Annotated in this window: 20 protein-coding genes, 1 rRNA gene and 1 pseudogene; 12 read left to right on the top strand and 10 right to left on the bottom strand. The window is 43.4% G+C overall.

Going from position 1 to position 26,453, the window contains the following annotated elements:
• Positions 1-49 precede the first annotated feature (49 nt).
• Both EKG39_RS00115 and dapA read right to left on the bottom strand, forming a co-directional pair.
• Positions 50-1,051: a 4-hydroxyproline epimerase gene (locus EKG39_RS00115; RefSeq protein WP_126503084.1), complete on the bottom strand. Its 1,002-nt coding sequence runs from the start codon at positions 1,049-1,051 to the stop codon at positions 50-52.
• Between the two features lie 158 nt (positions 1,052-1,209).
• A complete protein-coding gene (gene dapA, locus EKG39_RS00110; RefSeq protein WP_126503082.1) occupies positions 1,210-2,124 on the bottom strand; it encodes a 4-hydroxy-tetrahydrodipicolinate synthase in 915 nt (304 codons plus the stop codon).
• A 182-nt stretch (positions 2,125-2,306) separates the two neighbouring features.
• Between dapA and EKG39_RS00105 the strand changes: the two genes are divergently transcribed.
• The 3 genes from EKG39_RS00105 (at position 2,307) to EKG39_RS00095 (ending at position 5,694) form a co-directional block, all read left to right on the top strand.
• Complete coding sequence (locus tag EKG39_RS00105) at positions 2,307-3,347, top strand: proline racemase family protein (RefSeq protein ID WP_126503080.1); 1,041 nt, start codon at positions 2,307-2,309, stop codon at positions 3,345-3,347.
• A gap of 214 nt (positions 3,348-3,561) precedes the next feature.
• Entirely contained in the window at positions 3,562-4,830 is a 1,269-nt protein-coding gene (locus EKG39_RS00100) for an NAD(P)/FAD-dependent oxidoreductase (RefSeq protein WP_126503078.1), read from the top strand.
• A 528-nt stretch (positions 4,831-5,358) separates the two neighbouring features.
• Positions 5,359-5,694: a hypothetical protein gene (locus EKG39_RS00095; protein ID WP_126503076.1), complete on the top strand. Its 336-nt coding sequence runs from the start codon at positions 5,359-5,361 to the stop codon at positions 5,692-5,694.
• 458 nt (positions 5,695-6,152) lie between these two features.
• On the opposite strand, the gene EKG39_RS23545 is transcribed toward EKG39_RS00095, so the two are convergent.
• Positions 6,153-6,560, bottom strand: a complete 408-nt coding sequence (locus EKG39_RS23545; RefSeq protein ID WP_246028379.1) for a hypothetical protein — start codon at positions 6,558-6,560, stop codon at positions 6,153-6,155.
• A gap of 66 nt (positions 6,561-6,626) precedes the next feature.
• Positions 6,627-6,977 carry a hypothetical protein gene (locus EKG39_RS23540; protein ID WP_246028378.1) on the bottom strand — a complete coding sequence of 117 codons (351 nt, stop codon included), beginning with the start codon at positions 6,975-6,977 and terminating at the stop codon, positions 6,627-6,629.
• Between the two features lie 805 nt (positions 6,978-7,782).
• On the opposite strand from EKG39_RS23540, the gene EKG39_RS00080 reads away from it, so the two are divergent.
• Together EKG39_RS00080 and EKG39_RS00075 are read left to right on the top strand one after the other, a co-directional pair.
• Complete coding sequence (locus EKG39_RS00080) at positions 7,783-8,733, top strand: SphA family protein (protein WP_126503074.1); 951 nt, start codon at positions 7,783-7,785, stop codon at positions 8,731-8,733.
• A 394-nt stretch (positions 8,734-9,127) separates the two neighbouring features.
• A complete protein-coding gene (locus EKG39_RS00075; protein ID WP_126503072.1) occupies positions 9,128-9,472 on the top strand; it encodes a DUF5329 family protein in 345 nt (114 codons plus the stop codon).
• A gap of 154 nt (positions 9,473-9,626) precedes the next feature.
• Here EKG39_RS00075 and EKG39_RS00070 read toward each other — a convergent pair whose 3' ends face one another.
• The gene (locus tag EKG39_RS00070) at positions 9,627-10,967 is read right to left on the bottom strand and encodes an HD domain-containing protein (RefSeq protein ID WP_126503070.1); all 1,341 of its coding nucleotides are present in this window, start codon (positions 10,965-10,967) and stop codon (positions 9,627-9,629) included.
• 166 nt (positions 10,968-11,133) lie between these two features.
• On the opposite strand from EKG39_RS00070, the pseudogene EKG39_RS23860 reads away from it, so the two are divergent.
• Positions 11,134-11,259, top strand: a pseudogene (locus EKG39_RS23860) (HD domain-containing protein); the annotation flags it as partial.
• Between the two features lie 11 nt (positions 11,260-11,270).
• On the opposite strand, the gene EKG39_RS00060 reads toward EKG39_RS23860, so the two are convergent.
• The 3 genes from EKG39_RS00060 to EKG39_RS00050 all read right to left on the bottom strand — a co-directional run bounded on the left by EKG39_RS00060 (position 11,271) and on the right by EKG39_RS00050 (position 15,145).
• Complete coding sequence (locus EKG39_RS00060) at positions 11,271-12,818, bottom strand: phospholipase D family protein (protein ID WP_185817491.1); 1,548 nt, start codon at positions 12,816-12,818, stop codon at positions 11,271-11,273.
• A 382-nt stretch (positions 12,819-13,200) separates the two neighbouring features.
• A complete protein-coding gene (locus EKG39_RS00055) occupies positions 13,201-13,683 on the bottom strand; it encodes a MarR family winged helix-turn-helix transcriptional regulator (RefSeq protein ID WP_126503066.1) in 483 nt (160 codons plus the stop codon).
• 244 nt (positions 13,684-13,927) lie between these two features.
• Complete coding sequence (locus tag EKG39_RS00050) at positions 13,928-15,145, bottom strand: BCCT family transporter (RefSeq protein WP_126503064.1); 1,218 nt, start codon at positions 15,143-15,145, stop codon at positions 13,928-13,930.
• A gap of 956 nt (positions 15,146-16,101) precedes the next feature.
• Between EKG39_RS00050 and EKG39_RS00045 the strand changes: the two genes are divergently transcribed.
• Both EKG39_RS00045 and EKG39_RS00040 read left to right on the top strand, forming a co-directional pair.
• The gene (locus tag EKG39_RS00045; protein ID WP_126504673.1) at positions 16,102-17,844 is read left to right on the top strand and encodes a choline/carnitine O-acyltransferase; all 1,743 of its coding nucleotides are present in this window, start codon (positions 16,102-16,104) and stop codon (positions 17,842-17,844) included.
• A 119-nt stretch (positions 17,845-17,963) separates the two neighbouring features.
• Positions 17,964-18,323 (top strand): nuclear transport factor 2 family protein, encoded by a 360-nt coding sequence (locus EKG39_RS00040; protein WP_126503062.1) that lies wholly within the window; start codon positions 17,964-17,966, stop codon positions 18,321-18,323.
• A 390-nt stretch (positions 18,324-18,713) separates the two neighbouring features.
• On the opposite strand, the gene EKG39_RS00030 is transcribed toward EKG39_RS00040, so the two are convergent.
• Positions 18,714-19,952 (bottom strand): APC family permease, encoded by a 1,239-nt coding sequence (locus EKG39_RS00030; protein WP_126503058.1) that lies wholly within the window; start codon positions 19,950-19,952, stop codon positions 18,714-18,716.
• A gap of 351 nt (positions 19,953-20,303) precedes the next feature.
• On the opposite strand from EKG39_RS00030, the gene EKG39_RS00025 reads away from it, so the two are divergent.
• The gene (locus EKG39_RS00025; protein ID WP_126503057.1) at positions 20,304-21,836 is read left to right on the top strand and encodes an HD domain-containing phosphohydrolase; all 1,533 of its coding nucleotides are present in this window, start codon (positions 20,304-20,306) and stop codon (positions 21,834-21,836) included.
• Positions 21,837-21,845: 9 nt separating this feature from the next.
• Positions 21,846-23,213, top strand: coding sequence for a GAF domain-containing sensor histidine kinase (locus EKG39_RS00020; RefSeq protein WP_126503056.1), 1,368 nt, complete (start codon positions 21,846-21,848; stop codon positions 23,211-23,213).
• Between the two features lie 146 nt (positions 23,214-23,359).
• Here the strand turns inward: EKG39_RS00020 and EKG39_RS00015 are convergent, their stop codons facing one another.
• On the bottom strand, positions 23,360-24,673 hold the full coding sequence (locus tag EKG39_RS00015) for an aminopeptidase P N-terminal domain-containing protein (protein ID WP_126503055.1): 1,314 nt from the start codon (positions 24,671-24,673) through the stop codon (positions 23,360-23,362).
• A 310-nt stretch (positions 24,674-24,983) separates the two neighbouring features.
• Here EKG39_RS00015 and gmhB point away from each other — a divergent pair, with 310 nt between their 5' ends.
• Together gmhB and EKG39_RS00005 are read left to right on the top strand one after the other, a co-directional pair.
• Positions 24,984-25,535 carry a D-glycero-beta-D-manno-heptose 1,7-bisphosphate 7-phosphatase gene (gene gmhB / locus EKG39_RS00010; RefSeq protein WP_185817490.1) on the top strand — a complete coding sequence of 184 codons (552 nt, stop codon included), beginning with the start codon at positions 24,984-24,986 and terminating at the stop codon, positions 25,533-25,535.
• Positions 25,536-26,343: 808 nt separating this feature from the next.
• Positions 26,344-26,453 (top strand): 16S ribosomal RNA (locus tag EKG39_RS00005); the annotation flags it as partial.

Raw genomic sequence — 26,453 nt, 5'->3', positions numbered from 1 at the left:
GTTCCTGATGATTCTGTTTGAGTAGTCGGGTTGACTGAAAGCTGCTCTGCTATACCACTTGAAATCCGAATGCGTAGGGGTCGCTGTCATCGACTGTGATGGCATTTTTCCCGGTGATCCTGGCCCAGCCCTGAATACTCGGCATGATGCCTATGTAGTCACCTACAGTTGTAGCGGCCTCTATCCGGCCGATAAATTGACTGCCGATGATGCTTTCATGGGTGTATTGGTCGCCGACCTCGAGTTCGCCTTTGGCGTAAAGCTGCGCGAGTCGGGCACTGGTACCTGTGCCGCAAGGGGAGCGGTCGATAGCTTTGTCGCCATAGAACACGGCATTGGCACCATCGGACCCTTCACTGATAGTATTTCCCGTCCATAAAACGTGAGAGACACCGCTGACGGTAGGGTCGTCCGGGTGAACACAGCTGAGCTGTTCGTCAGCAACCTGGCGAACGATGGGGCTCCAGCGAAGAATATCGGCAGCAGACCACAGCCTTAAACCGGGGAAGTTTGTCTGAGGTTCGACGATGACATAGTAGTTACCACCGTAGGATACATCGACTTTAAGCGGTCCCAGTCCCGGAATATCTAAGATCACATCGCGGTGAGCCAGATAAGCGGGGACGTTATATATCTTGACCCAGTCTACTTTCTCACCTGTCTGCTGATACTCGATATTAATCTGACCCGCGGGAACATCGATGACAAGTTTGCCCGGCTCTCTGGCCGTTAACAGACCCGATTCGATAGCGGCGGTGATGGTGCCGATAGTGCCGTGTCCACACATGGGCAGGCAACCACTTGTTTCGATAAAAAGGATGGAGGCGTCGGCATTGTCACTGCAGGGAGGATACAAAAAAGCCCCCGACATCATATCGTGGCCTCTGGGTTCAAACATTAACGCCTTTCTGATCCAATCATAGTGGTTGAGAAAGTCTTGTCGCTTTTCACTCATATTGCGACCCTTAAGGTTCGGGTGGCCACTGGTGACCAAACGAACCGGGTTGCCGCAGGTATGAGCATCGACGCAAAAGAAGGTACCTTTTAACATCTCACTCTTACTCCATTTTGCCTCTCCCCTGAATGTAGGGTAAGCATTGAAATCGGGTGATTATTAATCTTGTTTATTCACCCAGAGATCAATGAGGGGAGCAGGCTTTTGGCTATTTTTTAATTAGTCTGATTTTGTCATATTTATCAGGTTAAGAATTAGTCCAGGTTGTACTTGTCCAGATCGATACGGTTCGCCATCGCTTCTTGCATCAGTGTTTCAACGTATGCACGCTCTTCACCAATTAAGGTCATGCGTGGCATACGCACATTTTCACTGCCGCGACCGACGATTTGCTCTGCAAATTTAATGCACTGAACCAGAGTCGGAATCGTGTCTAAGCGTAGCAGAGGCATAAACCAGCGGTAGATCTCACGGGCTTCTTCGATACGGCCTGCACGAGCCAGCCTGAAAAGTGTTACAGATTCACGGGGGAAGACGTTAGTCAGACCCGATATCCAACCCGTAGCGCCGAGGAAGATACTTTCAAGGGCAATATCATCCACGCCACACAAGATGTTGAAGCGCTCACCGAAACGGCTCTGCAGCTCAGTCAGGCGGCGGGTATCGGTAGTCGACTCTTTAATTGCGACTATGTTCTGCTCATGTGCAAGAATTGCCGTCATCTCCAGGTTTATGTCGACGCCATATCCCACCGGGTTGTTGTAGATCATGATAGGCAGTGTAGTCGAGCGAGCGACGTATTGATAATGAGCGACAACTTCACGGTCTGTTCCGCGGTAGACCATGGCCGGAAGTAGCATAAGCCCATCTACCCCAAGCTTTTCGACATCTTGTGCATATTGAGCGGCTTGCTCTGCGGTATTTTCAGTACAACCTGAAAGTACCAGAATACGACCATTGACGGTTTCAACGGTATGCTTGATAAATTTACGCTTCTCTTCACTACTCAAAGAGGCATTTTCACCAATCGTCCCCAGCGCAATAATGCCGTCGATACCATCGTTAATGAGATCTTCGAGCATGCGTGCATTCGATTCATAGTTGATAGAACCATCATCGTTAAATTGTGTTGAGATTGCCGGGAATACACCTTGCCAATTTACTTTCATGTTTAAGACCTCTTTGCACTTTATATAAACAGATTAACTCGTGTCGAATTTTGGATTCTCCCAAAAACTTATGGTATATTGTATACAATTCTTTCGGAAAGAAAACCCCATTTCATTTTAAATTATATTTACGGTTGCCAAATACTATATATTGCATACAAAAGATAAGGAAGGAGTAGGACATGTTGATTAACCATCTGCCCACGGAATTCACCGAAAAATGTCAACAATTCATAACACTCGACGCCCACACCGAAGGGGAGCCACTGCGCATCATTACCTCCGGCTATCCCGAGCTTAAGGGCAGTAACATCCTGGAAATGCGCCAATATGTCACCGAGCATCTGGACCGATACCGAAAGCTATTGATGCATGAACCCAGAGGTCATGCCGACATGTATGGTGCGCTGCTCACAAAACCAATTACTCAAGGGGCCGATTTTGGTGTGCTCTTCTTACATAACGAAGGTTACAGCAGTATGTGTGGTCATGGCATTCTAGCACTGGTTAAAGTGGCGTGCGAAACAGGAACCATTGAGCTGGGTAGTGAGGTTAGGGTCATTAAGATCGATACACCGGCAGGCCTTATTACGGCTAAGGCGCATAGGGACGTTGAGGGGGAAATTCACGCCAGCTTTCAAAATGTAGATTCATGGGCCGAGGCGCTCGACTGCAGCGTGATGGTAGAGGGCGTTGGTGAGGTGCGTTACGACATAGGATTCGGTGGTGCCTATTATGCTTATGTCGACGCCGATGCCCACGGGATCAGTTGCGCACAGGATAATGTCGCTCAGCTTATCGATGTCGGCAGACGGATTAAGCAGGCCGTGATGGCTGCTCATCCTTTAGTACATCCGCTCGAAGAGGATTTAAGTTTTCTTTACGGCACGATATTTACATCAAACAGGGTGACCAACCCTGAAGCCTATTCACGTCATGTCTGTATCTTTGCCGACGGTGAGGTTGATCGCTCGCCGACCGGTACCGGCGTCGCCGGAAGAGTGGCGTTACTGCACGCTAAAGGTGAAGTCGAGCTGAACACACCTTTGATGATAGAGAGTATTGTCGATGGCAGAATGTTAGTCAGCGCCCTGTCAAAATCTGAGTTTCATGGCAAACAGGCGGTGATCCCCGAGGTCTCCGGGCGCTCGTTTATCACCGGCCGTCATCAGTTTTTTATCGATCCCAATGACGTGTTTCAGGATGGCTTTATGCTGCGTTAATACTATGATTCTGCAAAGCGTTAGCTGAATGACTTATCTGAATTAGTTATTTGAAAACTTATTTGAATGATTGGGTACAAAGCGTTAGTGCAAACAGCGCTTGGTAAAAGAGAGTGGAAGGAGTTATCGTGAAATTGCTTGTTAAAGAGTGGCAAGGATCTGCGGTAAAAATGTGCAGAAGAATCTGTGGTATATATTCTGTGGAGAAAAGTAGATGAATAACACTAATGGGCTTGGATCTCTGACCGTGATAGGGGCGGGGATAGTAGGGCTATCGGCCGCATTACAGCTACAGCGTGCAGGCTTCAATGTGACCGTTATTGACAAAGAGGGGGTTGGCGCCGGGGCTTCTAAGGGCAACGCGGGACATTTTGCGACCGAGCATACCTTCCCCTTGGCCGATCCGGCTATGCTGCTTAAGCTGCCGGGTATGTTGCTCGATCCGCTCGGACCCTTTCGGATCCAGCCCCGCTACTTTTTCAAGGCACTGCCATGGTTTATGCGTTTCTTGCATAATATGCTGCCGGGCCGAAGGGCACATAATAGTGCGGCGATTAAGGCGCTGAACTTGGGTGCTATCGATGCCATGAGATCATTGACCGAGTTCTGTGGTTGTGAGCACTTGCTGACCCTCAATGGAGGCCTGTTGGTATTTGAAGGCACGCCCCTTGCCGAAGTGGAAAAAGAGTTTCGAGCCTATGTCGATGCGGGTGTTGAGCTACAACTTCTCAGCGGCGACGAGGTGAGAGCATTAGAGCCCTCTTTAAGCGACAATATTACCCATGGTTTCTATTTTGCTCATGTAGGGCACACACAAGACCCCTATCGATTATGCCTGGCACTGGAAACCAAGTTCGAACAGATCGGTGGGCAGATTGTTACCGATGAGTTATTACAGATAAAAGCCGCTAAAATCAACTCGACCATAGCACTGGAGATGAATTCCGGTAACAGCAGGCATACAGACAGGCTTATTATCGCATCCGGCGCCTGGTCAAAACCTTTTGCCAAACAATTAGGTTATTCCGTGCCCCTTGAAACCGAGCGGGGTTATCATCTGATGATGCCGCACAAGAGTAAGCTGTCCCGTACGGTAACTTCCTATGAGCGAAAGTTCATCATCACGCCTATGGCTGACGGCACCCGTTTAGCTGGCACCGTAGAGTTTGGCGGGTTGAAGGCCCCACCGGTGGATGCTCGTGCCGATTGCCTCTTCCCCCACGGTAAAGCTCTGTTACCCGAGCTGTTTCGTAATGCGTCAGCGTCCGACGGTGAGCGCTGGATGGGATTTCGCCCCTCGTTGCCTGATAGCCTGCCGGTACTGGGGCGCAGTAAAAAGCAATCGAATGTGTTTTTCTCATTCGGTCATCAACATCTGGGACTGACCTGGTCGGCAATCACTGCCGAGCTACTCACTCAGGAGGTGACAGATAAGCAAACGGATATCGACCTGACCCCCTATAGGATAGATAGGTTTGATTAGTTGCTTCGTTGCTTCGTTGCTTCGTTGATTAGGTAATTAGTTAATAAAGCTCATAGTTAGATTGTAACCTGAGGCTTTCAGAGAATATGTACCGTTACTGCTGTAACTCGTCGCGAGTATATCTATGGACGCCTCACTTAGCTCAAGCAAGCCTGGAGAATCCGCCCTTTTATCATTGTGTGAGTCGCACGATGAGAAGGGCGTTTTTGTGTTGGATTGATAACTATTCGGCACACTCTTTCGAGCCCGGCGATGCTTTAAAACGGGTGGCTTATTCGTTTAGGTTCATCAAATTTCTATTCTGACTCAAAATGAGCTCGTTTTTTATCCAAAAGAGAGTTGCCAGGAGTTTTTAGATCTGAATTGTTCTAAAAATATCCCCCGCTCAACCCAAGTCTGCGCAAGGTAACATACGCCCAAAAAATGGTCGTGCTAACATCATCAGTAGTTATTTAAAGCAAGCGATTTCTAGCAAATAATGCTCGAAAGAACAGAGCAAACAATCCCATATAGAAAGGAATAAAGTTAATGAAAAAAGCAATACTTGCCGGTGTTTTCAGCTGTCTGTTTATCGGTTCGGCGACAGCAAAGTATCTTGAATCAGAGGTGGCGATTGGTATGGCCAGCTTAATGATGTGCAGCACCTTTTACAGCGAAACCAATATGCTGGTCGAAGGCTCTGCAGTCGGCCAAGCAGCCACGAAACATAGAGAAGCGGGTATTGATAAAATGATGATGACGGCAGAAACCAGCGCCGAGTTAGATCGCTTTATTAAACAATTCGACTCCTCAACTAAAGAGCAAAAGTTCGAATTGTGCGCAGGGGCAATGAAATTTGCCGAAGAAAGTAATTTTGGTCAGTGATAACTAGGTTGGCTAAGCTTTTATGATGAGTTTTAGTCGGAGGTTCTTATGCCCGCCAAAAATAACTAAGACGCCCATACTATCACTACATATCTGTTGTGTACGAAGGGCTTACTTATGTGGGTAGACTATTGTAATGGTAAATTTTATGAGCATAGGCGAGATTGGGTTGAAGTCCGATTATTGATACTCGCGTCTGTGTTTGCGATTGATGCCTGTGCTTATGCCTTCATGATTAACAGGTAGTGGAGTAATCACTTGCATGTGGTGTTACGAATTGAGCGTGACTTAATTCGAAATGGGTCAGATGTCGAAGTGATTACTCAATCAGCATTTCAGAATTTTTTACCCAGACTAAAACGGAATAAATCTGCATCGTCTTCATAACCTTTGCGGTCTGCTACTCGGGTAATGCTGCCACCTAAATATAGTCCATTGTAACCTTCCCACTCAGGGTATTAGTTAATTCCGAAAGTAAATAATCGTTTCAGATCATAACCATGCTTATCTTCAACTTTATCATTGGCAAAGTAACCGCCAATCCCTAAACGACCTTCAAAACCACTGGCTAACGGTACGACTTTCCAAAGTTGAGCCGAGAAACCTTGGTGATCGGTCGCGCCGTTATATCCTCCCTCATAAATGTAGCCCACGGATAGTGCAATATTACTATCAAGCCGTTTTGCTACATCAATACTTGCGCCAACGGTAGTGTCAGGGCCACCATGGTTATTTTTAGCGTTAATAATAGATAGCCATGCTTCATTGAAAAATGACTTACGGTTGGGTTGATATTGAAACTTACTATTATCAATATCAAAGCCCACACCAAATAAAAATGAATTGGCATTGGGTCTTGCTGACATTACATAGTTATTCCATTGAAATTTTAAATGCCCATTTTCCCCTAGAAAATCAACGGGGAAGATAAATCAAGCAGTATTCATGAGACCCAAACGTTTCTCGTTTAATTCAACGCCATTGGCATCATTGTAAGTATCAAAAGAGAGATATGGACCCGTGCCCACTTCAAGACGAAATGATTCAAAAGCATCAAAGACATAAGCTGCTTGCAAGGCAAAACCGTCTCGATGATGATTATAAGGATGGCCTTCATTGGCGTGAACTAAGTCTATTCTCCATTTAGGTGAAAAGTGTTGCCCAAAGCGGATATCAAATGAGCGTAAATGCTGTCGATTATCTTCACGGTTATCTGTCTCATTAACTTGTGAGACACCTGAACCACCAGTAACGGAAAAATAGCTGTTATTTTCAGGTTTCATTAAAGGTTCAGTGGCAAAAGAAGAGCTAGAAAACAAAATTAACGAACTAGAAAAATAAATTTGTACCAATTATTATTTAAAGAACAACCATTCATAACCTACCTCAAACACAAGTCTATTTACATTAATTGCTAGTATTGACGAGGCTCAAGACGCACTTTAAGAAAAATATAACGCTTTAGTCCGCTAGCTAAATACCCTTGAAAGAAATGACTCACTGAGATAAAACCTTTGATTGTGGTTCGGTATTGTCTAGCCCTGACAGTTAAATATGGCTGCATAAAGTGACTTCAACAAGTAAGAACATAAAATAACCAGGATAAATAACCAAGACATCCATAATTGTCGATTTGTGCCCTCTCAACCAGGCTTCATTTAAAGCTATAGAGAGGGATTAGTGATGCCAACATTAAGAAAAGCGTTAGTCAGTTTGAATTTGGTCAGATGTCGAAGCGGTTACTCAATGGCAAAAGCTTTTTAAGGGTGATGGACTTTATCACGACTTTGTTAAAGGGGGGGAGCTTGAATTATATCAATAGATTATTGCTTATAAAGTGAGTTAAAGAGTGCCGCCTACGGCTAATGGATATTTCTTGGTTTATGCGGGCTATCAGGTGCGTGGAAAGCCAATGCAGAAGATAGGTGTAAGGGGGGCTCAGGGAGGGAAGATTTATCTATTTCCTTTTTTAAGAGCCAGGCATTGCTCGATGAAACCATTAAATGTTCTTTAAATATTCAATTTGCTAATACTTTCCTCATTATGGCTTAAACTAAAATAATCACTTAAATACGCAGAGGGAAAAGTATGAACTTAATTAACATGCCGTTTGCAGAAACAGAAATTAAGGCAGGACTTCGCGCTTCTCAAAGTAATAAATGGAAACTGCTGCTCGGCCTGCTTGCTGCAGGTTTTACCTGCCCTACACTTGCGGATGGAATCGTAGGTGCTGGCCATTATGCCCCGGCAATTGCCAATATCCGTGACCTTACGGTGCCTGACCAAGCTGGTTTTATATACGAACAGTACAACTTTTACTATACAAGTGACACTCTCGTCACAAGCTCAGGTAAAGATATCAATGCCGAACTTAGCTCTGGCGGTATCGCACCATTGTTTTTGTGGGTGACGGACAGGGAAGTACTTGGGGCACGTTACAGCTTTTACTTCAACCCCGTTTACCTGTCTAACGACTTCGACGACGAAGAAGACCATGGACTGGGTGACCTGTACATTCAACCAATTTGGCTTAGCTGGTTGAATAAGAATTACGACGTGACTCTGGGGATCGGCGTATACGCTCCAGTGGGTAATGAGGGCGTGACTTTAGATATGTGGACAACTCAGTTCCAACTTGCCGGATATTATTACCTGATGGATCAGGCGTCAGCCTTGATGCTTGCGGCTACCTATGAAATTCACAGCGAAGTTGATGAGACCAACGTGACTCCGGGTGACCACCTCACCATCGAGTATGGATGGAGCCAATATCTCACCGCGCAATTTGAAATCGGTATCCGTGGTTACAGTCAGTGGCAAATGCAAAGGGATGACCTGCCGTCCACCCTCAACAACTTGAATCAACTCTTAGGCACTGATATCGGGAATAAATCAGAAGTGCATGGAGTGGGCATACAGGCTGCGTATTGGTTCAATAATCAATGGAACCTTGCGTTTAATTACGCCAAAGAATACAGCGCAGAGTCTCGATTTGAAGGTGAAATGTATTCGCTCAACATAACTTATATGATGAACTGATTTTTATTAACGAAAAAATGCGAATATTCCGAAGTTACCATAACTAAATATTAAAGAAGCCGGATATTCTTAATGTTCGGCTTTAGGAGCCTTGAGGACATTCTCAATACTAACAATGATGCACGTATTCATCACCGATATGATGAAGCTTATCGTCGAAACCGATCTGGTCTTGCTCTAATTCTAAGGTCATAGGATTAAGAGTTTCGGTTAGGAACTAAGCAGCACAACCCGCAAAAACCCTTGGGAAAACTGTGTTTAAAAAGAGTATTTGATCAACAACGCCAAACTGTTTGCCTTCATTCAAACTATAATACGATTTACAGCCCGCTAAAGTACGATAATACATTGTGGCTACTTTGCGGATTAAGATTGCCTAGATGGAGAGCTGAAGATGAACAAATTACTATTCATTATGTTATCAATATTTTCTTTAAATCTGTTTGCCTCAACTCAAGATGAAATTGACCATCTTATGAGTTTTGTGGCTGCGACGGACTGCAAATATGAGAGAAATGGTACTATGCACAATGGGGCTGAAGCGGCTGAACATATAAATAAAAAGTATGAGTATTTTTTCGATGATATTAAGTCAACTGAAGACTTTATAAAGTATTCAGCGACAAAAAGTAAGATGACTGGTAAGTTTTATAAAGTTCACTGTGGCAAAAAACCTTCAATAAAAAGTCGGGATTGGCTTTTAACAGAGTTGGAGGCTTATAGGGGAGCACAGAAGTAGTGCTTGGAAACTATTTTAATTTACAGGTTGTACAATGATGGATGATTTTTTGTATGACTTCCTTTAAGTCATTTTTGCAGTTGGTAATAACTTTAAAAATTGACGTCATCGATGATATCACTGTTGTGTAGCCCTGTTATTCACTATATTTAACTTAACGATTAGATAGTGTTTCATTTACTCTTGATGTCATTCTAATAATTTGTGGCCAATCATATGAAATAATATCTTGTCCGTGAGCTAAATTATTGCGTAGAGACTCTACTTCTTTAATTGCAGTTTTGGCTTCTCGCCTTGAACTAAAACCAAATAGTTCCATATAACCTGGGTCTTCAATAAGAATAAGGGCTTTATCTGATAACTGGACACAATCAAGCAAGTCACACTTCTGCCCTCTACGTTCTCGCTCTTCTTTAAGTTCTTTGGCTTTCGCCAGCCTAGCTGAGCTTGTAAACTTAAACCACTTATCATTAGGCCAAATAAGCTTAATCTGCTCGGCCATATATTGTTCGGTTAAGGTGATTAAACCAAAGAGCCACATACGGACGGCAGGTTTTTGAATATCATTTCTGGAAATAACACCTGCCACCTGTCCCATACTGCTAACAAAACAAAACTGATGATGCACAAGAGTGGCAATAACATTTAATAAAGGGGTATCTATATCAACTAATTGGGCATCCATAAAACGTCGTTTAAGACATGCTGGCTTTTTGTTTGTTTCATCCAACAAAACATAACCATAAACAAACCCTGACTTCCTTAAACCTATTACAGAAATATCGCTGTTGTTCAGGAGATGCAACAATTCATTTTCGGAAATATCCCAGTCATAAGAAGGGAGAGATTCAGCAACATCCCGTGCGCTAAACATTTCACCAAACAGCCGTTGTAATTTACGATTTGAAAATAGATCTCTCGTCGCATGGAGAGCAGGGAGCTCTACCCATGCAGCCCCGGAAGAAGGAGGTATGGACCATTTTTCAGCCCACTTACTGCAAAGGCGCTCAGCCCGTCGATAAAGACGTTCATCCCCGTCAACTAAATGAGGCAATAATTGCTGCATTTCAACAACAAACACTCGTCCAAATCGTTCATCATGTTTACAAATGTCGGCGCAATTATCTAGTAAATCTGCAAGTTTTATAGTTTTGGCTGCAGGGGATGCTTGGCTAAGGTGTTCGCGGTCTATTGCTTTACGTAGGGCACGACTGCCATCACTTGGGCGACTCACATCAGTCAGATCAAAAACAAACTGTACAACCCGAGAACCAAAATTTAATTCAATATCTTCAAATGTTGCTGGGGTATCTTCAACGGTATCATGCAACCAGGCTGCTGCAATGATCTCTGGGTCATCTGTTATTTCAGATACGGTTTGTGCCACCCTCTTCAAATGCATTTGATAAGGCTGTTTTGTATACTTCCTTAAGTGGTTTATTTGGGTGTGAGCTTGGGTTGCAAAGTGTTGCGCTGACTTGACTAGCAGTTTCATTATTCTACCTAATCAAATAAAATTCATTATAAGTAGATTTTAGGGGGTATTTCTCTTCTTTGCATTACCAATGTCGTCTTTATATTTCGGGAATGAATAGAAAACAGCTCGCGTGATTTCACCCGAAAAACATGCTTAAGAATAACAAAATCCAAAGGTTGCAAGGCGTATAGTTGCTCTTCTACTTGAAAATCAAGATGAAAAGCTTATGGAGCTTTGGCAAGAGTTCGAGGCAGAAACAAGTTCAGATACCTCATTCGCCATGCCTCTCGACAGAATGCTACCTTCATGACAGTTAATACCTTAAAGTTGTGACTCGACAGGTAACCATTGCAATAAACCGTTTTTGAAGCGATCCCACCAACTGCTGTAAGGATCATTGTCATAGGTCTTTATTTCGTCTCCAATCTTTTGAGTCCAGATAATCTCACCTTCTTTAAGTGATAGTGTAAAAGCACCATCTTTAACGATACTGTCAAAATCTTCAACAATAAAGGCACCTAATTTTTTGGACTCTGCAATTACACCAATTTCTGTGTTTTCACTGCGTGAACGAGGGTCGAGATTCATTGACCCAATAAAAGTAATTTTGCGGTCAATGACAAAATACTTCGCATGTAAGGTGAGTTTCGATGCGGTTGATGAATCTGCTTCATCTGTATATTTTTTTAATATACCTATACGGGCACTGTCTACTTCATATAATTCCACACCAAGCGATAATAATTCTTGTCGATATTTTGAATATCCAGAGTGTACTATGGTGACATCATTAGATTTCATCGAGTTGGTTAAAACTCTAACTTTTACGCCTTTTTTTACCAGATCGCCAAATAGTGCAACACCTTCATCCCCTGGCACAAAGTAAGGTGAAACGATTACGATTTCATCTTTTGCATTTTCCACGTAAGGGCGTAATTTGGGAGTTAAGTGGTATTCAGTTTTTTCACGTGAAGAGACAATTTTTAATGGATCATCATATAAGACTTCTGCATTACCTATATATTCATTTACTTTATTTTTTTTTACTAAACTTAATAAGTCGTTTTTACGTAGTGCGCGTGCATATTGAGAGTTTTTCTGCTCCTCTATAAAGGACTCTAAAATTTGACTGACTTCATGCACGTCATTTTTTGATGGTTGGTAATCATTTAATAAATTGATGCCGTAGGTGATTTCACTGTTCCAATATAAGTCAAAAGAAGTTTGAACCTCTTGTACAACGCTGCCTGTAAAAGCAATGTCTAAATCACCAAAAGCTACATCTGAGTGCGCGCCATAATATTGGTCACCTACATTACGCCCGCCTAAAATGGATATGCTGCTGTCTACCGTGAATGTTTTGTTGTGCATTCGACGTGTTACTGAACCAAAGCCTGTAATTAATTGCCGAGTGCGCTTTTTGTCACGTAGAAACGGATTGAAAATGCGCACTTCGAAATTTGGGTGAGAATTTACTTTAGCTATATCAATATCCTTGCCGGCTAAATCCATATCATCTACAAGTAAACGTATGCGCACCCCTCGCTCAGCAGCCTGCCATAAGGCTGCCGTTAATAGTCTTCCACTTAAGTCAGAATGATATTGATAATATTGCAGATCGACGCTCTTTTGTGCCGCATTAATCAGGGAAACTCGAGCTACAAAAGCATCAACACCATCTTCAAGCAGCATCATTAACGCATCATCATTGTTTAAGCCGAGCAGCCTACGTTCCTCATCAAGTTCCATTGTTAATTGACTTTCTTGAGATTTACTCATCGCGTAACTTTTACTGCTGGTATTGTCCGGCAGACTAGCACAGGAAAATAAAAAGATAATGGGTAACAGGAGGATGATATTTTTAAGCACAATCATTTCCTTACAAATTATTGTTAAATATTATTTAAGCTACGAATAGTGACAAAAGCAAGGTTTAAAAGACAAAACTAATAAATAAACAAGACACTCATGATTGTCAGTTCAAGACCCCTTAAGCAGGCTTTATTTAACGCTATAGAGAGGTTTTTTGCTGCCCACACCAAGAAAAACGTAGTCAGCTTGGAGCTTTATATTACAGAAGCCCATACTATCATTGCATATCTCGTTGTATGCGAAGGGCTTATTTTTGTGGGGTAGACCATTATAGTGGTCAATCTTATCAGTTATAGGTAAGCGTGGGGCGTAGAAGTCAGTTAATCACTGAAGCGGGTGTATTACCCGCAGCATAAGTAGACGGTCTTTGTAATATCTATTACAAAGACTCATCGGCTTGAATTTGTCCTACCAATAATACTGGTGCAGCATCTAGCTCGTCGGCATCCATCATAGATGCAATACGCTCTACGGCTGAAAGCAACTGGCTTTGTTCCCACTCTTCAAGGTTTTGATAGCGTTTAATAAAATGCTCTTGAAGTGGTCTTGGCGAGTCGACTAATAGCGTCTGGCCAGCTTCACTTAACGATAAGTGCACTTTGCGTTTATCAGTTTCACTGCGTGTTCTGATGACTAAGTTACGGCTTTCGAGTCTGTCGAGAATCGTTGTAACAGTTGCCGGGCTTAGAGTGATCTCTTTAGCAACCTGCTTTGCAAGCGGCGCGTCAAGTTCACCAATTTTGCGCATTACCATTAACTGCGGACCGGTCAATCCAGACTCTTTATTTAACTGCCGAGAGTGTATGCTGATGGCTCGAATCACACGGCGCAGTGAAATTAATAGTTGGTCGTACTTTTCCATAATTCCCCCCCTGAATTTTTGCGTACAATAACAGAAATTATCATAAGACTCATGCGCAAAATTAAAAAAATCAGAATAATGCCTGACATTATTCTGATTTTTCAGTCTATGTACAAAATTTTCTTATAAACTATAGGGTTGTGAAGCAGAAAGTACTGCTCTTACCTCTATCTTCAACTGCCGGATTAAAGCCTAAATTAACCCGGCAGTTTAAAAAACAGTAACCCAACGGCTAAAACCTTTGTCAGTTTGCGAGTTCAATCTTAGTAAAGTCTATTTTGTTCGCCTTTGGTGAGCGCTCAATCTCAACGACCTTTTGATAATGAGTCAATAGGATATAACCGAAGCATCCTAAAATTAACCCTATCGCTAATGCGCCAACCCACTGAATTTGTAGGAAGTCTAATTTAAACAACAACGTTAGTGCGCTTAATAAAGCAATATTGCCGATGATATAACGCACTTTACCGAACCGTTGTACGGTCAGATTTAAGTTGTCGGTATAAAGGCGAACTAATGAATCGAGTGAGTTGATGACAAATGTGATACCAACGATCACCATCGCCAGATTATAGAAGCCTGCCGTCGAGATGGCGTTAGCGCTGTAGTAATAGAGTACGCTGAACCAGATAGCGATCGGGATAGAGGGGAATACCATCATTGCGATTAATACTTGATAGGTTCTCATTCCGCCAACAAAACGTGCGGTAAATTGACCAATCATGATGCTCCACGCAAACCACCAGAACAGGTAAAATTCATGATAATCATTAATCGGTAATATAAAGTTATGCAGATTGGTGAAGTAGTCGCCTAATAAAGCGAAAGTCGTGAAAAATTCACCAACACTCGAGTTATCAGATAAAAATGCACCTGCCCACATTAATGCGATTAAGCCCAAAAATAACCAACTGCTGCTCAGGCTTAAAATTCGGACGTAACGAATATTTGTACTCGAATACACGGCCGCAGCAATCACCAGAAATACAATTAAGTAGAAGCTGCCAACAATGGTTTCACCGTCACCTAAGTCAGGTAAATACCAGGGCAGGTTAGTGAGTAACAGGTAGGCAGTAAAGGCACAGGTGCCGATAATGACTAAGTTGTTAATAAACTTAATTAACGGAATTTCGAAAAACTTAACTCTTGGTTCAATTACACAAAAGTAGAAACAGGTTAAAAAGTAGAATGCCCAGATGAAGAAAGCCCAAAAACCAAATTCGATGGCTAAGGGGTTACTAAAACCATATTCAGGGCTGGTTGCCAAATCGGCATAACCCGCAAACTCGGTTAACGGGAACATGATTAATCCGACATCTAAGCCTGAGGTAAAGAGAATGGCGATGAAGGTAAATTTACGTACCGGAGTGACACCAATACACTTCATATTACCCCAACGGTAAATAACAAACGCTATTGCGGCAAAGGTAAATAAAATGCCGATTGATAACCAAGTAGTCATTATTTAACCCCTGGGTGGATATTATTGGGAAGCATAGTTAACCTGTTGTTTTGTTGTTGGAAAATGCGATTATGCATTTTAAAAAGGCAGTTTCTTCCCTCAACCCTTAAGTATCGTGATGACGATACTTAAACCCTGAAAGATTGAACCTGACTGAGCAGGCCATGCACCTGTTTCGTTTAGGTTGGCCGCGTACCCTGAAATTGTAATTGTGGGCAGTTTTAAAAGGAGACAGTGTTTTGTCTGAAGTCCCTATCAGTCATGCCTGCTTTAATTCATCAATAAGCTGCTGTTGTCAGACGCATTTCATCGAAAATATTGGCATAAATTATTTCAATTTCCACTTGAATCGTTATTAATTGAACGATCAATTAATAACGATTCTAATGATTAGTGTTCTAACTATCAAGTGTTGACTCGAACGTGATCAGTGTTGAGTAATAACCAACTGGACTGGAATTGAAGCGAGTTAAGCGTATTATACGGGTCAAAAAGCGCTGGGTTACAGGGTTTGAACAGGGTTTTGGTTGTTTTTGTTGAAACGAAAATTACTCAGTGATTACAGCTAAAATTATTTTGACTGTAATTATTTTGTGGGTGGTAGTTGAACATTCGATTTCGACAGTAGGTTTTATCCCAAGCAAATCACTCAAACTGCATTGATTGAAACAAGGAAGGAAAGACAGGGAATCTCACCTTCTCCTCGGCGGCAGACTATGCTGATTGGAAATAAGTATAGACGCAGCCGGCAGCCTCATAAGTTGAGCTTTGCCCTATGCTCAATGAATGACTACCAATAACCCGGCTTATTACCCAAACATAAATTATGTGTGATTTTTTCTGGAGTTATTTGCCAACGTTCATTTGTGAGAGTTCGCCAGAAAATATCTATTTCGTACGAAGGAGTCGAAAGATTGTTAGGGAACACATTTAGCAGTAAAAACAAGTTACCAGTAATGCCTGTGCCGGACTTAAAGATAACCTGCAGTAAACTCATTGAATGGGCTGAGCCGTTATTAACCCAAGAAGAGTCAATGAAGACCACTGAGGTGCTCGAGCAGTTTGTGCAGTCCGGCGGAGAGGGCGAAAAACTGCAGAATGAGCTGATTGAATGGAATAATCAACATCCTCAATCGAGCTGGTCTGCGCCCGTCTGGCGAAACCTTTATCTGGAATCACGAGATCCTCTGGTGATTAACAGTAATGTATTTTATTACCTGAAAAGTAAGCTTGATGAAGAGGCTTGCTCACAGGCAAATATTGCAGCTGCGTTAATTGCCAGCGTTTACAATTTTATCGCTCTGATTGATAAGAAAGAGCTTACGGCTGATATGCAGAAAGAGATGCCGCTTTGCATGAATCAGTACAACAACCTTTTTTCCTCAATAAGAATTGCACTGTCAGGAACTGATGAGTTTAAAGTTTCATCATCCAGAAATCATATTGTGCTTATGCATAGTATGCGCATATACAAGCTGGATGTTCTCGATACAACAGGTTGTATCAGGTCTCCAGCGGCGATTGAATACGATCTGGAATGCATTCTCACTAGCCCGGGTAAAGGGCAAAACTTAGGTTTGCTAACCACAATGCAGCGAGACGCCTGGGCAGACAGCCGGGCAGAACTTCTGCAGATCTCGGCTGACAATAAAAAAGCGATGACAGTTATCGAAGAAGCGGCTTTTGTCTTATGTCTGGATGAGAGCAGCCCGGAAGAGATAACCCATGTATCAAAACAGTTACTTCATGGAGAGGGCAGGGATCGTTTCTTTGACAAGTCGCTGCAGTTTATCGTCTTTCAAAATGGTAAGACCGGGGTGAATTTCGAACATACTGGGGTGGATGGCTCTGTGATGCTGCGCCTGATTGCACATATCTATGACACTATTGATAAGATTTCTTTCGATGAAAGGAGCGTTTGGGTTGAGACAATGCAGGCCATTTCCCCTAACGTCATCGAAATTGAGTTTGATTTAGATGATGCGCTGAAACAGACAATTCGTACAGCCGCAGATTCGTTTATTCAACACACGGCAAATACCCAGACCAGGGTTTTAAATTTTACTCAGTTTGGCAAAAATCAGATAAAGCAGTTTGGCGTGAGCCCCGATGCGTTCGTTCAACTGGCACTGCAGCTGGCTGAATATAAGCTTTATGGAAAGTGCTATAGTGCCTATGAAGCTGTGATGACCAGAACCTTTCTCGATGGGCGAATCGATGTCTTATATACCGTTTCGCCCGAGTCGACAGCATTTATTCACAATATACTCGATGCCAACTGCAGTACTCAGTCTAAAATCGATTCACTCGTTAAAGCAGCTCGCAAGCATATCGAAAGGGCAAACGAGTGCAGATTTGGTCAGGGGGTATACTCCCATTTTCTGGCGTTAAAATATCGCTATAAAGAGGCTGGTCGTGACATTGGAATTGATACGCTACCGGAAATATTTACCGATAAAGGATATCAGACACTGAATCACAGCGTGGTTTGTACCAGCACGACGTCAGATTACGGTGTTGAACTGGCGGGATACGGGCCGATTGTTGATGACGGATATGGGATCCGCTACTTTAAACGCAATGACTCCATCTGTTTTAATATGACGAGTCGAAGCGCAATGCAGGACAAACTCGAGTTGATGCAACTCTATATCGAGCAGTCACTGCTTGAGATGGCTGATTTGATGCGAAGCAGCTAGCTAATCAAGTATCTAGCATCAGATATACTTTCCTAAGAGCAGCTATTTTGGACTTACGGATAGAGTCCTGAACACCTCCTATAATTAGATAGTACAAAATCATATAGGAGGTAAAAGTCATGAGTTTAGCCGATATAGTGCAAGGTGGTTGGGAAGCGGTTGGGGCCGGAGATTTCGATGCTTTAGTGGCTGATTATGTGGATGAAATGAGATTTATCATGCCGGGACAAGCCGATCTCCTTGAGGGGCGACAGGCATTTCGTTCTGCGTTGGATGGCCTTGGGGAGATCCTTCCGCCAGGTTTCGAAATCACCGATCTTCGTCAGATTGAAGGGGAAGCTGAAGTGGTCTCAATAGTTGAGTGGAAATCCGATAAGCTTGCAGCCTCTCAACTGTCAGTCTTGTTCAAGTTCGAAGGTGATAAAATCTACGAGGAACGCTGGTTCGTAGATACAGAGCAATGGAAAAGTGCATTTTGAGTGGATTAATGAAGAAGATACGACTGTCTTCGTTCGGCTTGTTGCCGGTGTCCGGGAATACAATTTTGAACATATGGTGAGTGAAAAATCTAGGCCTTTATCTGTCGTTGCTCGTGGCGAGGATGGTGATCTCATTCGAAGATTATCGGAGCGGACGATCTATAAAAACGTCTTAATAGTCGTGGTTTGGGTAGATACAGAGACCAGAGTAACCTGGCTTGGTCGTAAGCTAATGGAACTTGCGGAATTTGAGGTCGTGACGGGATTTCCCCCAAGCCCCGAACGATACTTTCTACTGAAAAACTATTTCTGAAGCACTTTAATAAAACAGACATTTTGCCCATCTGTTTTTCGCCTCTTAAATAACAATAACAATAACAAATGAGGTGTTCAGCCTGCGCCGATAAGAAGGTTATAACTCTGAACGCTTATTAGAAACAGACAGAGTATGGTACCGATGAGCGGCCAGCCGCCTTTCTTATGGCCTTCAATTTCTGGTTCTCTTCGCTGAATTCGCCATAGAGAAAGGTTAATCAGGGCGAATATGATCAAGATAATAAAGCTGGTGGTCTTGGCCAATGTGACCAGAGGTAGCCAAAGGGAGAAGATCAACACCACTGCGGTGGTGATGATGGTGGCAATGATTGGCGTCTGTGTCCTCTTTCCGACGGTTGCGAGAAAAGCCGGAGCTCGCCCCTGAAATGCCATGCCGTATAGCACTCTGGATGCCATGATCAGTTGAGCCAACAGGCCGTTGAGAATAGCGAACAGGCTAATTACGCTTATCAGGGGGCCGGCCATCGGGTGATGGGGCACGAGTATATCTTTGAGCGGCGCGTCTGAGGCGGCTAGTTCACTCTGGGGGAGTGAAAAAACAGCGACAAATGCCACCAAAATGTAGAGCAGGCTTGCGATGATGAGTGCCAGTATTATTCCTCTGGGCATGGTCTGTTTGGGGGTTTTAACCTCTTCAGCAATATTCACCATATCTTCGAAGCCGATAAAGGCATAGAAAGCCAGAAATGCGCCGCTTAACACGCCTCCCCATACCAGAGTATTGTCGGGAATAAAGGCCTGCTGCCATGGGATTGAGCTTGGTAAAGCACCTCCGGCTACAACAATGACTAACAGCAAGCCAAACACTTCGATAAGTGTGAACACCGCTGCCAGCCAAAGGGATTCTGCTATTCCCCATGCCGCGACAAGACCCAATAACATGAGCATGAAGATGATGATCATGTAGCGGGGGAGATCGATAAAGTAGGACAGGTAGCCAACGAAGCCATTGATTAAGGTGGCGGAAGAGACGATTCCGGTAAAAATGACCAGATAGCCGACTATAATGCCGTATTTTTTTCGGTTAAACCCATGCTCCACATAACAAGCCTCTCCGGCGCTCATAGGATAGCGAGCAACCAACTCACAGTAACTCAGGGCGGTAAAGTAAGCGATGATTGCTGCGACGATGAAAGCAAGAGGTGTGAGCATGCCAGCACTGGCGGCCACTTTTCCCACCAGAACATAGATACCTGCCCCAAGCATGGTCCCAAGACCATATAAAGTCAGTAAAGGTAGGCCGATACGCCTGGCCAGGGGGAGCTCATTAGGGCTGGTCTGTTTACGATCCATTAGAACAGGTGCCTGTTTATCAATACCCTACTGTTAGTGTAGTACATCAGCTTTGTGAACCATTGAGACTAATCGGAAATACAAGGCTGCGGTGTTAAGGGAGTTGTCTGCTAAAAGGGTATTATCTACAAAAGCTCATATTATGACTTTAATTTTGGGTGTTTTCTCCTTCAAATCTCTCAAGTTCCGGTGATTCAAATGCAGCTAAATAAAATTCAAAAATCATTAATTAGATTTTTGTTATTTCAATTGAATTCAATAAGCTAGATCATTTTTTGAATCTTCCCCTAAGCTTGCTTACATCAAAAAAAATGTTTATTCTGCTATACATTATTGTCGATATGGATATCTATGAATAAATTTGTTTTTCAGCCAGCGTCTCAAGTTTCTGATGCCGTTCACGGGCAGCCTGTAAAGCGGGTTTGGCATATTCTCATTGTCGATGATGACCAAGCTGTCCATGATGTGACCCGATTGATATTGGCTGATCTAGAGGTCTTAGGTCGGAAGATTCAATTGCACAGTGCCTATTCTGCGGCACAAGCTAAGTCTCTGCTTGAGTCTGATGTCTCATTCGCGATGACCTTTGTTGATGTCGTGATGGAAAGTGATGACGCTGGTTTACAGTTAGTAACTTGGATCAGGGAAGAGTTAAAAAACATCAGTATCCGTATTATCTTACGCACCGGTCAAGCGGGATTAGCGCCCGAAGAGCAGGTGATCAGCCAGTACGACATCAATGACTACAAAGCCAAGACAGAACTCACGGCAACCAAGATGATCACTTCGGTCTATGCTGGTATTCGCGGCTTCCGTGATATTAAGACTATCTTAAAAAGCCAAAATGCTTTTCAGCGTTTGATCACATCATCCACCAATGTCCTGAAAGTCACTCAATTAGCCGACTTTGCCACTGCGGCTCTCAATAATTTATTAACCTTAATGAAGTTAGAGAGTTCAGCTGTTTACATCGTCAGGCAGGAAACCGATTTTTATGATGACTGCCAAGAGACATATTTGGCGTGCACCGGTCGATTTGGCGAAACACCGCAAAGCTTAGATAGCATCCCCGTTAATGTAAACGATAAGATCCGGCAAGCATTTACGAATAAAGAGAACAAATTTAATCAGGAACATTTTATTGGTTTCTATCAGGCTTCTGCAGAGGCATCGAGTGTGCTTTATATCGAGTTTGATTATGCCCCGACACACTTTAAGAGGGGCTTGATGGAGATGTACGCCACTAACATAGCGCTGACTCTTGAAAGCTTGGTTCAGCAACAACAGACTCATAAGAGCCAGCGCGAACTGCTCTATATCGTTGGCGATGCCATCGAGGCTCGCAGTAAAGAGACGGGTTTACACGTAAAGCGTGTCTCTTTGATGTGCGAACTGCTTGCCGTTTCTCTTGGTTTGCCTCATTCATTTGTTCAAGCGCTGAAAGTGGCTGCACCACTGCACGATATTGGCAAGGTGGCCATTCCCGACAATATTTTGCATAAGCAGGGAACCTTGAATCCAGGTGAGTGGGAGTTGATGAAGAGCCATGCAGCTGTGGGCGGTACGCTGTTGGATAAGTCAAATTTACCGGTAGCCAGATTAGGTTCAAGATTGGCGCGCTATCATCATGAAAATTGGGATGGTAGTGGTTACCCTGAAGGCCTGAGTGATACGAATATTCCGGTTGAAGCTCGTATTATGTCTATTATCGATGTGATCGATGCATTGGGTTCTAACCGGAGTTATAAGGATGCTTGGTCGCGTGAACAGATCCTGGCATATATCAAGGAGCAGAGAGGCAAAAAATTTGACCCGCTGTTAGTGGATAAAGCCATAGAAAATTTCGATGCCTTGATGCAGATAAGACAAGACTACCCTGATTAGGAAATACTGATGGAAAAGCATGTTAAGCACATAATTGAAGGTGTATCTAATGCTTATGGCCTGGACTTCTTTGAAAGGCTGACGCTAAAGCTTGATCAGGTCATTGGTGCCGATTTTACTTTTATTGCCCAAATCGATGAGAGGAAGCATAGGTCAGAAACCATCACCTATGTTGAAAACGGTAAGCTAGCCAAAAATTTTACCTACTCTTTAGCCGATACCCCCTGTGCGGATGTGGCGGGAAATAGTGTCTGTTGTTTTCCCAGTGATGTGTGTTCACTTTATCCTGACGACCAAATTTTGATTGATCTGGAATTGGAGGCTTATGTAGGGACGCCATTGCATGATTCCAAAGGTAAGGTGATGGGGCTCATGGTTGCCTTATACAAGACACCTATTATTAAACAAGAGTCTGTCATCACCTTATTCCAAATTTTTTCAGGACGTGCCGCTGCTGAGATGGAGCGACTAGAGTATGAAAGGTCATTGCAGAGACTCAATGATAGCTTAGATCTCAAAGTTCAGCAGCGTACTGAAGATCTGTCGAAGGTGATCACCCAGTTAAGGCGGACTCAGGAGCAGTTGGTCGAAGCCGATAAAATGGCGGCGTTAGGCAAGTTGATTGCCGGCGTAGCACATGAAGTTAATACCCCGCTTGGGTTAACTATCACCACTCATAGCATGATGGAGCTTGAGTTGAGCCGCCTCGATAAAAAAATTACCCAAGGTCAATTGTCAGTCGACGATATGAATCTTTATCTGAGCAAAACAGATCAGGCATTACGGCTACAGGGGGAGACGTTAATAAGGGCTAAAACATTAATTGAATCTTTTAAACGGATGGCAGCCGAACAGCACTATCTTGAAGTAGAAACAATCAATGTTAAAGACTATTACCAGCAACTGTTAACCACGCTGGAGCCGTTATGTCGCCCCAAAGATGTAAAGGTTGTCCTTTCGTGTGCGAAGGAAATCTGTATTAAGACATTACCGGGTTTACATGCACAAGTTATCACTAACCTAGTGAATAACAGCTTACTTCATGGTTTTAACGGTTTGCAGGACAATATCATTAGCATACAGATAAGTCAGATTGCAGCGGATGAAATTGAGGTCGATTTTATCGATAATGGTTCAGGGCTTTGTGGTAACAGCGGTGAACATCTTTTTGAACCATTTTATACAACGGCTCGGGATCAGGGAGGGACCGGATTGGGTTTGTCGATTGTATATAACCTTATTGTGCAGCGACTACATGGCGCGATAAAAATCAAACCGAGTCAAAGAGGGCTGCATCTGGTTTATAGGTTCAAGGCCGATACCTCTCAAATATGCGAGCAATCGCGCTCTGAACCTCAAGTTTCAACACCTTGTTGAGTGTTTATGAAGTTCTTATCACCAGCTGGCAATGGGCCCGGGGAAATAGCTCCAGAAATAGTGACTCGATAATGTTCGGCTATAACGGGAACGGGCGTTAAACGGGGGAGGCGTAAATCGGATAAGCCTCCCGTTTTTGGAAAACATCAGGCCATCATAGTTTGGATCTCATCTATGGTGCGAGGTACACCAGCCGATAGGTTTTCATAACCAATTTTGGTGACAAGAATATCATCTTCGATACGAATCCCCATCCCCCGGTAATCCTTGGGAACGTCTATGGCGTCCAATGGGATATAAATTCCCGGCTCAATAGTGAATACCATGCCGGGTTCGAGTGTCCGCCATTGACCATCACTGTCATGATAGGGGCCGACATCGTGTACATCCATGCCGAGCCAATGGCCGGTCTTATGTACCGTGAAACGTTTATAACTCTGGCTTTCCATTACCTCTTCGATACTGCCACTTAAGAAGCCTAGCTCTAACAACCCTTTGGCCATCACCTCCATACAGGTTTCATAAAGTTCGTTCCAGCGGGTACCGGGCTGTACTTTTGCGATGGCAGAGTCGAGTGCGGTTAATACCAATTGATAGATGCGTTTCTGCGCTTCGGTGAATTTACCATTGACCGGATAGCTGCGGGTAATATCCGATGCGTAATGATTTAACTCACCTCCGGCATCGATCAACAACATCTGTCCGTCTTCAGCCGTGCAGCAGTTTTCCTCATAGTGAAGACAGCAGGCATTGTTACCCGCAGCGACAATATTGGGGTAGGCGACATCGGTACTGCCGAATTGGGAGAGGGTAAAATTGAAGGTTGCAGATAACAGCGCTTCATTGATACCTGGTTTGCAGGCTTGCATAACTGCTTTATGTGCATCGATAGAGGCTGCAACCGCCGCCTTTATATGAGAGATCTCCTCATCGCTCTTGATGACGCGCATGGGGTGTAAGTACTTTGCCAGGGGGGTAAGGCTACGGTACTGTTTGACCGTATCAAAAGGGGTTGTCGTTCTTTGGTGGTCTAGCCAGCCCACGATCTGAGTAGAGAAACGGTTGAGTTCATCACTGATGTATATATGTTGATGCTCGGCTATTTTTGATAAGACAACTTCATTAAGCTCGGTGATATCGAAGGCATCATCGGCATGGAAGTTTGCAATTGCCCCTTCAATACCGGCACGTTCACCAAAGCTGACCTCTTGGGTCGGATCTTTAGGGCGGCATAGTAAGGTAAAGCTAACACCTGAAGCAGCACCTTTATCGGCAGCGAGTATAGCAACGGCATCTGGTTCATCGAAGCCAGTTAGATAGAGAAAGTCGTTATCTTGCCTGAAATGATACTTAATGTTTTTGCTTCTGACCTTTTGTTGATAACCACAAAGAATGACTAAGCTATTCTTCGGTAGTTGCTTCAACAGTGCTTCTCTTCTTATCTGATAGGTATTTGTCATAATTACAGGCTCTTTTGAGATCACCGATGATACCCGCTTAAAGGTAGGGCTAAAATACACTGGCTTTACAACTCAGCCTGTAACGCACAGTACTTGTAACGAACAGTATCTGTGACGAGTGAAATGCACAAAGTCGCTACGAAAGCAGGTTTTGATAAAGCTATCTGTGGGTGAATTTAAATATTTTCCTATACTATATTTGTATATTTTATCCATTTCAATTGAAGATAATGAAAATAGGCAAGTTCGCGGTGCAATTTACTCAAATGGATGGGATAATAATTTTATATCTGATTATGGAGTTAAACACGTGAGCCCTGCAGTTTTTTTAGATAGAGATGGTGTCATCAACGTCGATCATGGTTATGTTCATCAGGTCGATGACTTTGAATATGTCGAAGGTGTATTTGATGCCTGTCGCTCCCTGAAAGAGATGGGATACAAACTAGCTGTAGTGACAAATCAGTCCGGGATCGCTCGTGGTATGTATAGTGAAGATCAGTTTCACAGCTTGACCGAGTGGATGGATTGGAACTTTGTCGATAAAGGAGTGGAGCTCGACGGTATCTATTATTGCCCTCACCACGCCGAAAAGGGGTTAGGCGACTATAAGCAGGACTGTGAATGTCGCAAACCAAAGCCGGGAATGATGTTGACCGCGGCCAAGTTTCTTAAGATTGAGCTGAAGCATTCGGTGATGGTCGGTGACAAGCGAGATGATATGTTAGCAGCCAAAGCGGCAGGGATCCCGACGCGTATATTAGTACGCACTGGAAAATCGGTGACCGAAGAAGCCATTGCTGCTGCCAGCGTGGTACTCGATTCGATTGCCGATGTTCCGGCGTATTTAAAAAGCCTCTAGTTATACCGACTGGTCTTAAAGCTGGCCTATAACCTTTCTATGTATGTACCGTTTGAGGCATAGGTGAGTTAACTCTTTAGAGCTTAGCTTGCCTGTTCCAAACTACCTATATAAGTACGAGCTCTTAGCTAGTACTTATATAGATAACCTTCTTTTGCCCTCTACATCAGTAATGCGGTTTAAATGTGCATATATAATGTGAAAATTAACCGTTATGCCTGTTTACTGTCCACTCGATAGTATTCTTGAAATAAGCGCTTGCGCTGAGAACTAAACTCCCTATAATGCGCAACCACTGACACGGCAGAGCAGATGTTTACTGGCTTATCCACTGGTTTTAGTCGATAAAGATGAGTGAGCACGAGCTGTGAAGGTAGGGTTTTCAATTAAGGGAAATCCAGCAGATAGTCTGTTTTAATGTTTTGGTTGGTGCGTCTTGTATAAGAAGTAGTCAGTCAAAGATAAATGTTAAAAAAGCACTTGACGCAACAGCGGGAATACGTAGAATACGCATCCCGAAGCCAATGACCTAGCGTCTAACGGCAGCATCTGAAAAATTGGTGCTACGCTCTTTAACAATTTATCAAGTAATCTGTGTGGACACTCACAGGTGTTGAGTTATTCGAAACTACTTCTCACGAAGTAGTCAAAAATTTTCTCAATGATTATCTCTTTTATAAGAGGTACTGAGTGACACATAGCAATATGTAGCTTCATTAACATTCTCTTTCTAGAGAGTGATTGATGAAAAACAGTATAATTCATTGAGCCGTTCTTCATCCCTAATAGGATGAGAACAAAAAAACTTTAATTGAAGAGTTTGATCATGGCTCAGATTGAACGCTGGCGGCAGGCCTAACACATGCAAGTCGAGCGGAAACAGAAAGTAGCTTGCTACTTTGCTGTCGAGCGGCGGAC

This window comes from Shewanella atlantica (assembly GCF_003966265.1).
Classification (GTDB): domain Bacteria; phylum Pseudomonadota; class Gammaproteobacteria; order Enterobacterales; family Shewanellaceae; genus Shewanella; species Shewanella atlantica.
Note: the sequence above shows the minus strand (reverse complement) of the source record. Positions and strands in the feature narration are given on the sequence as shown.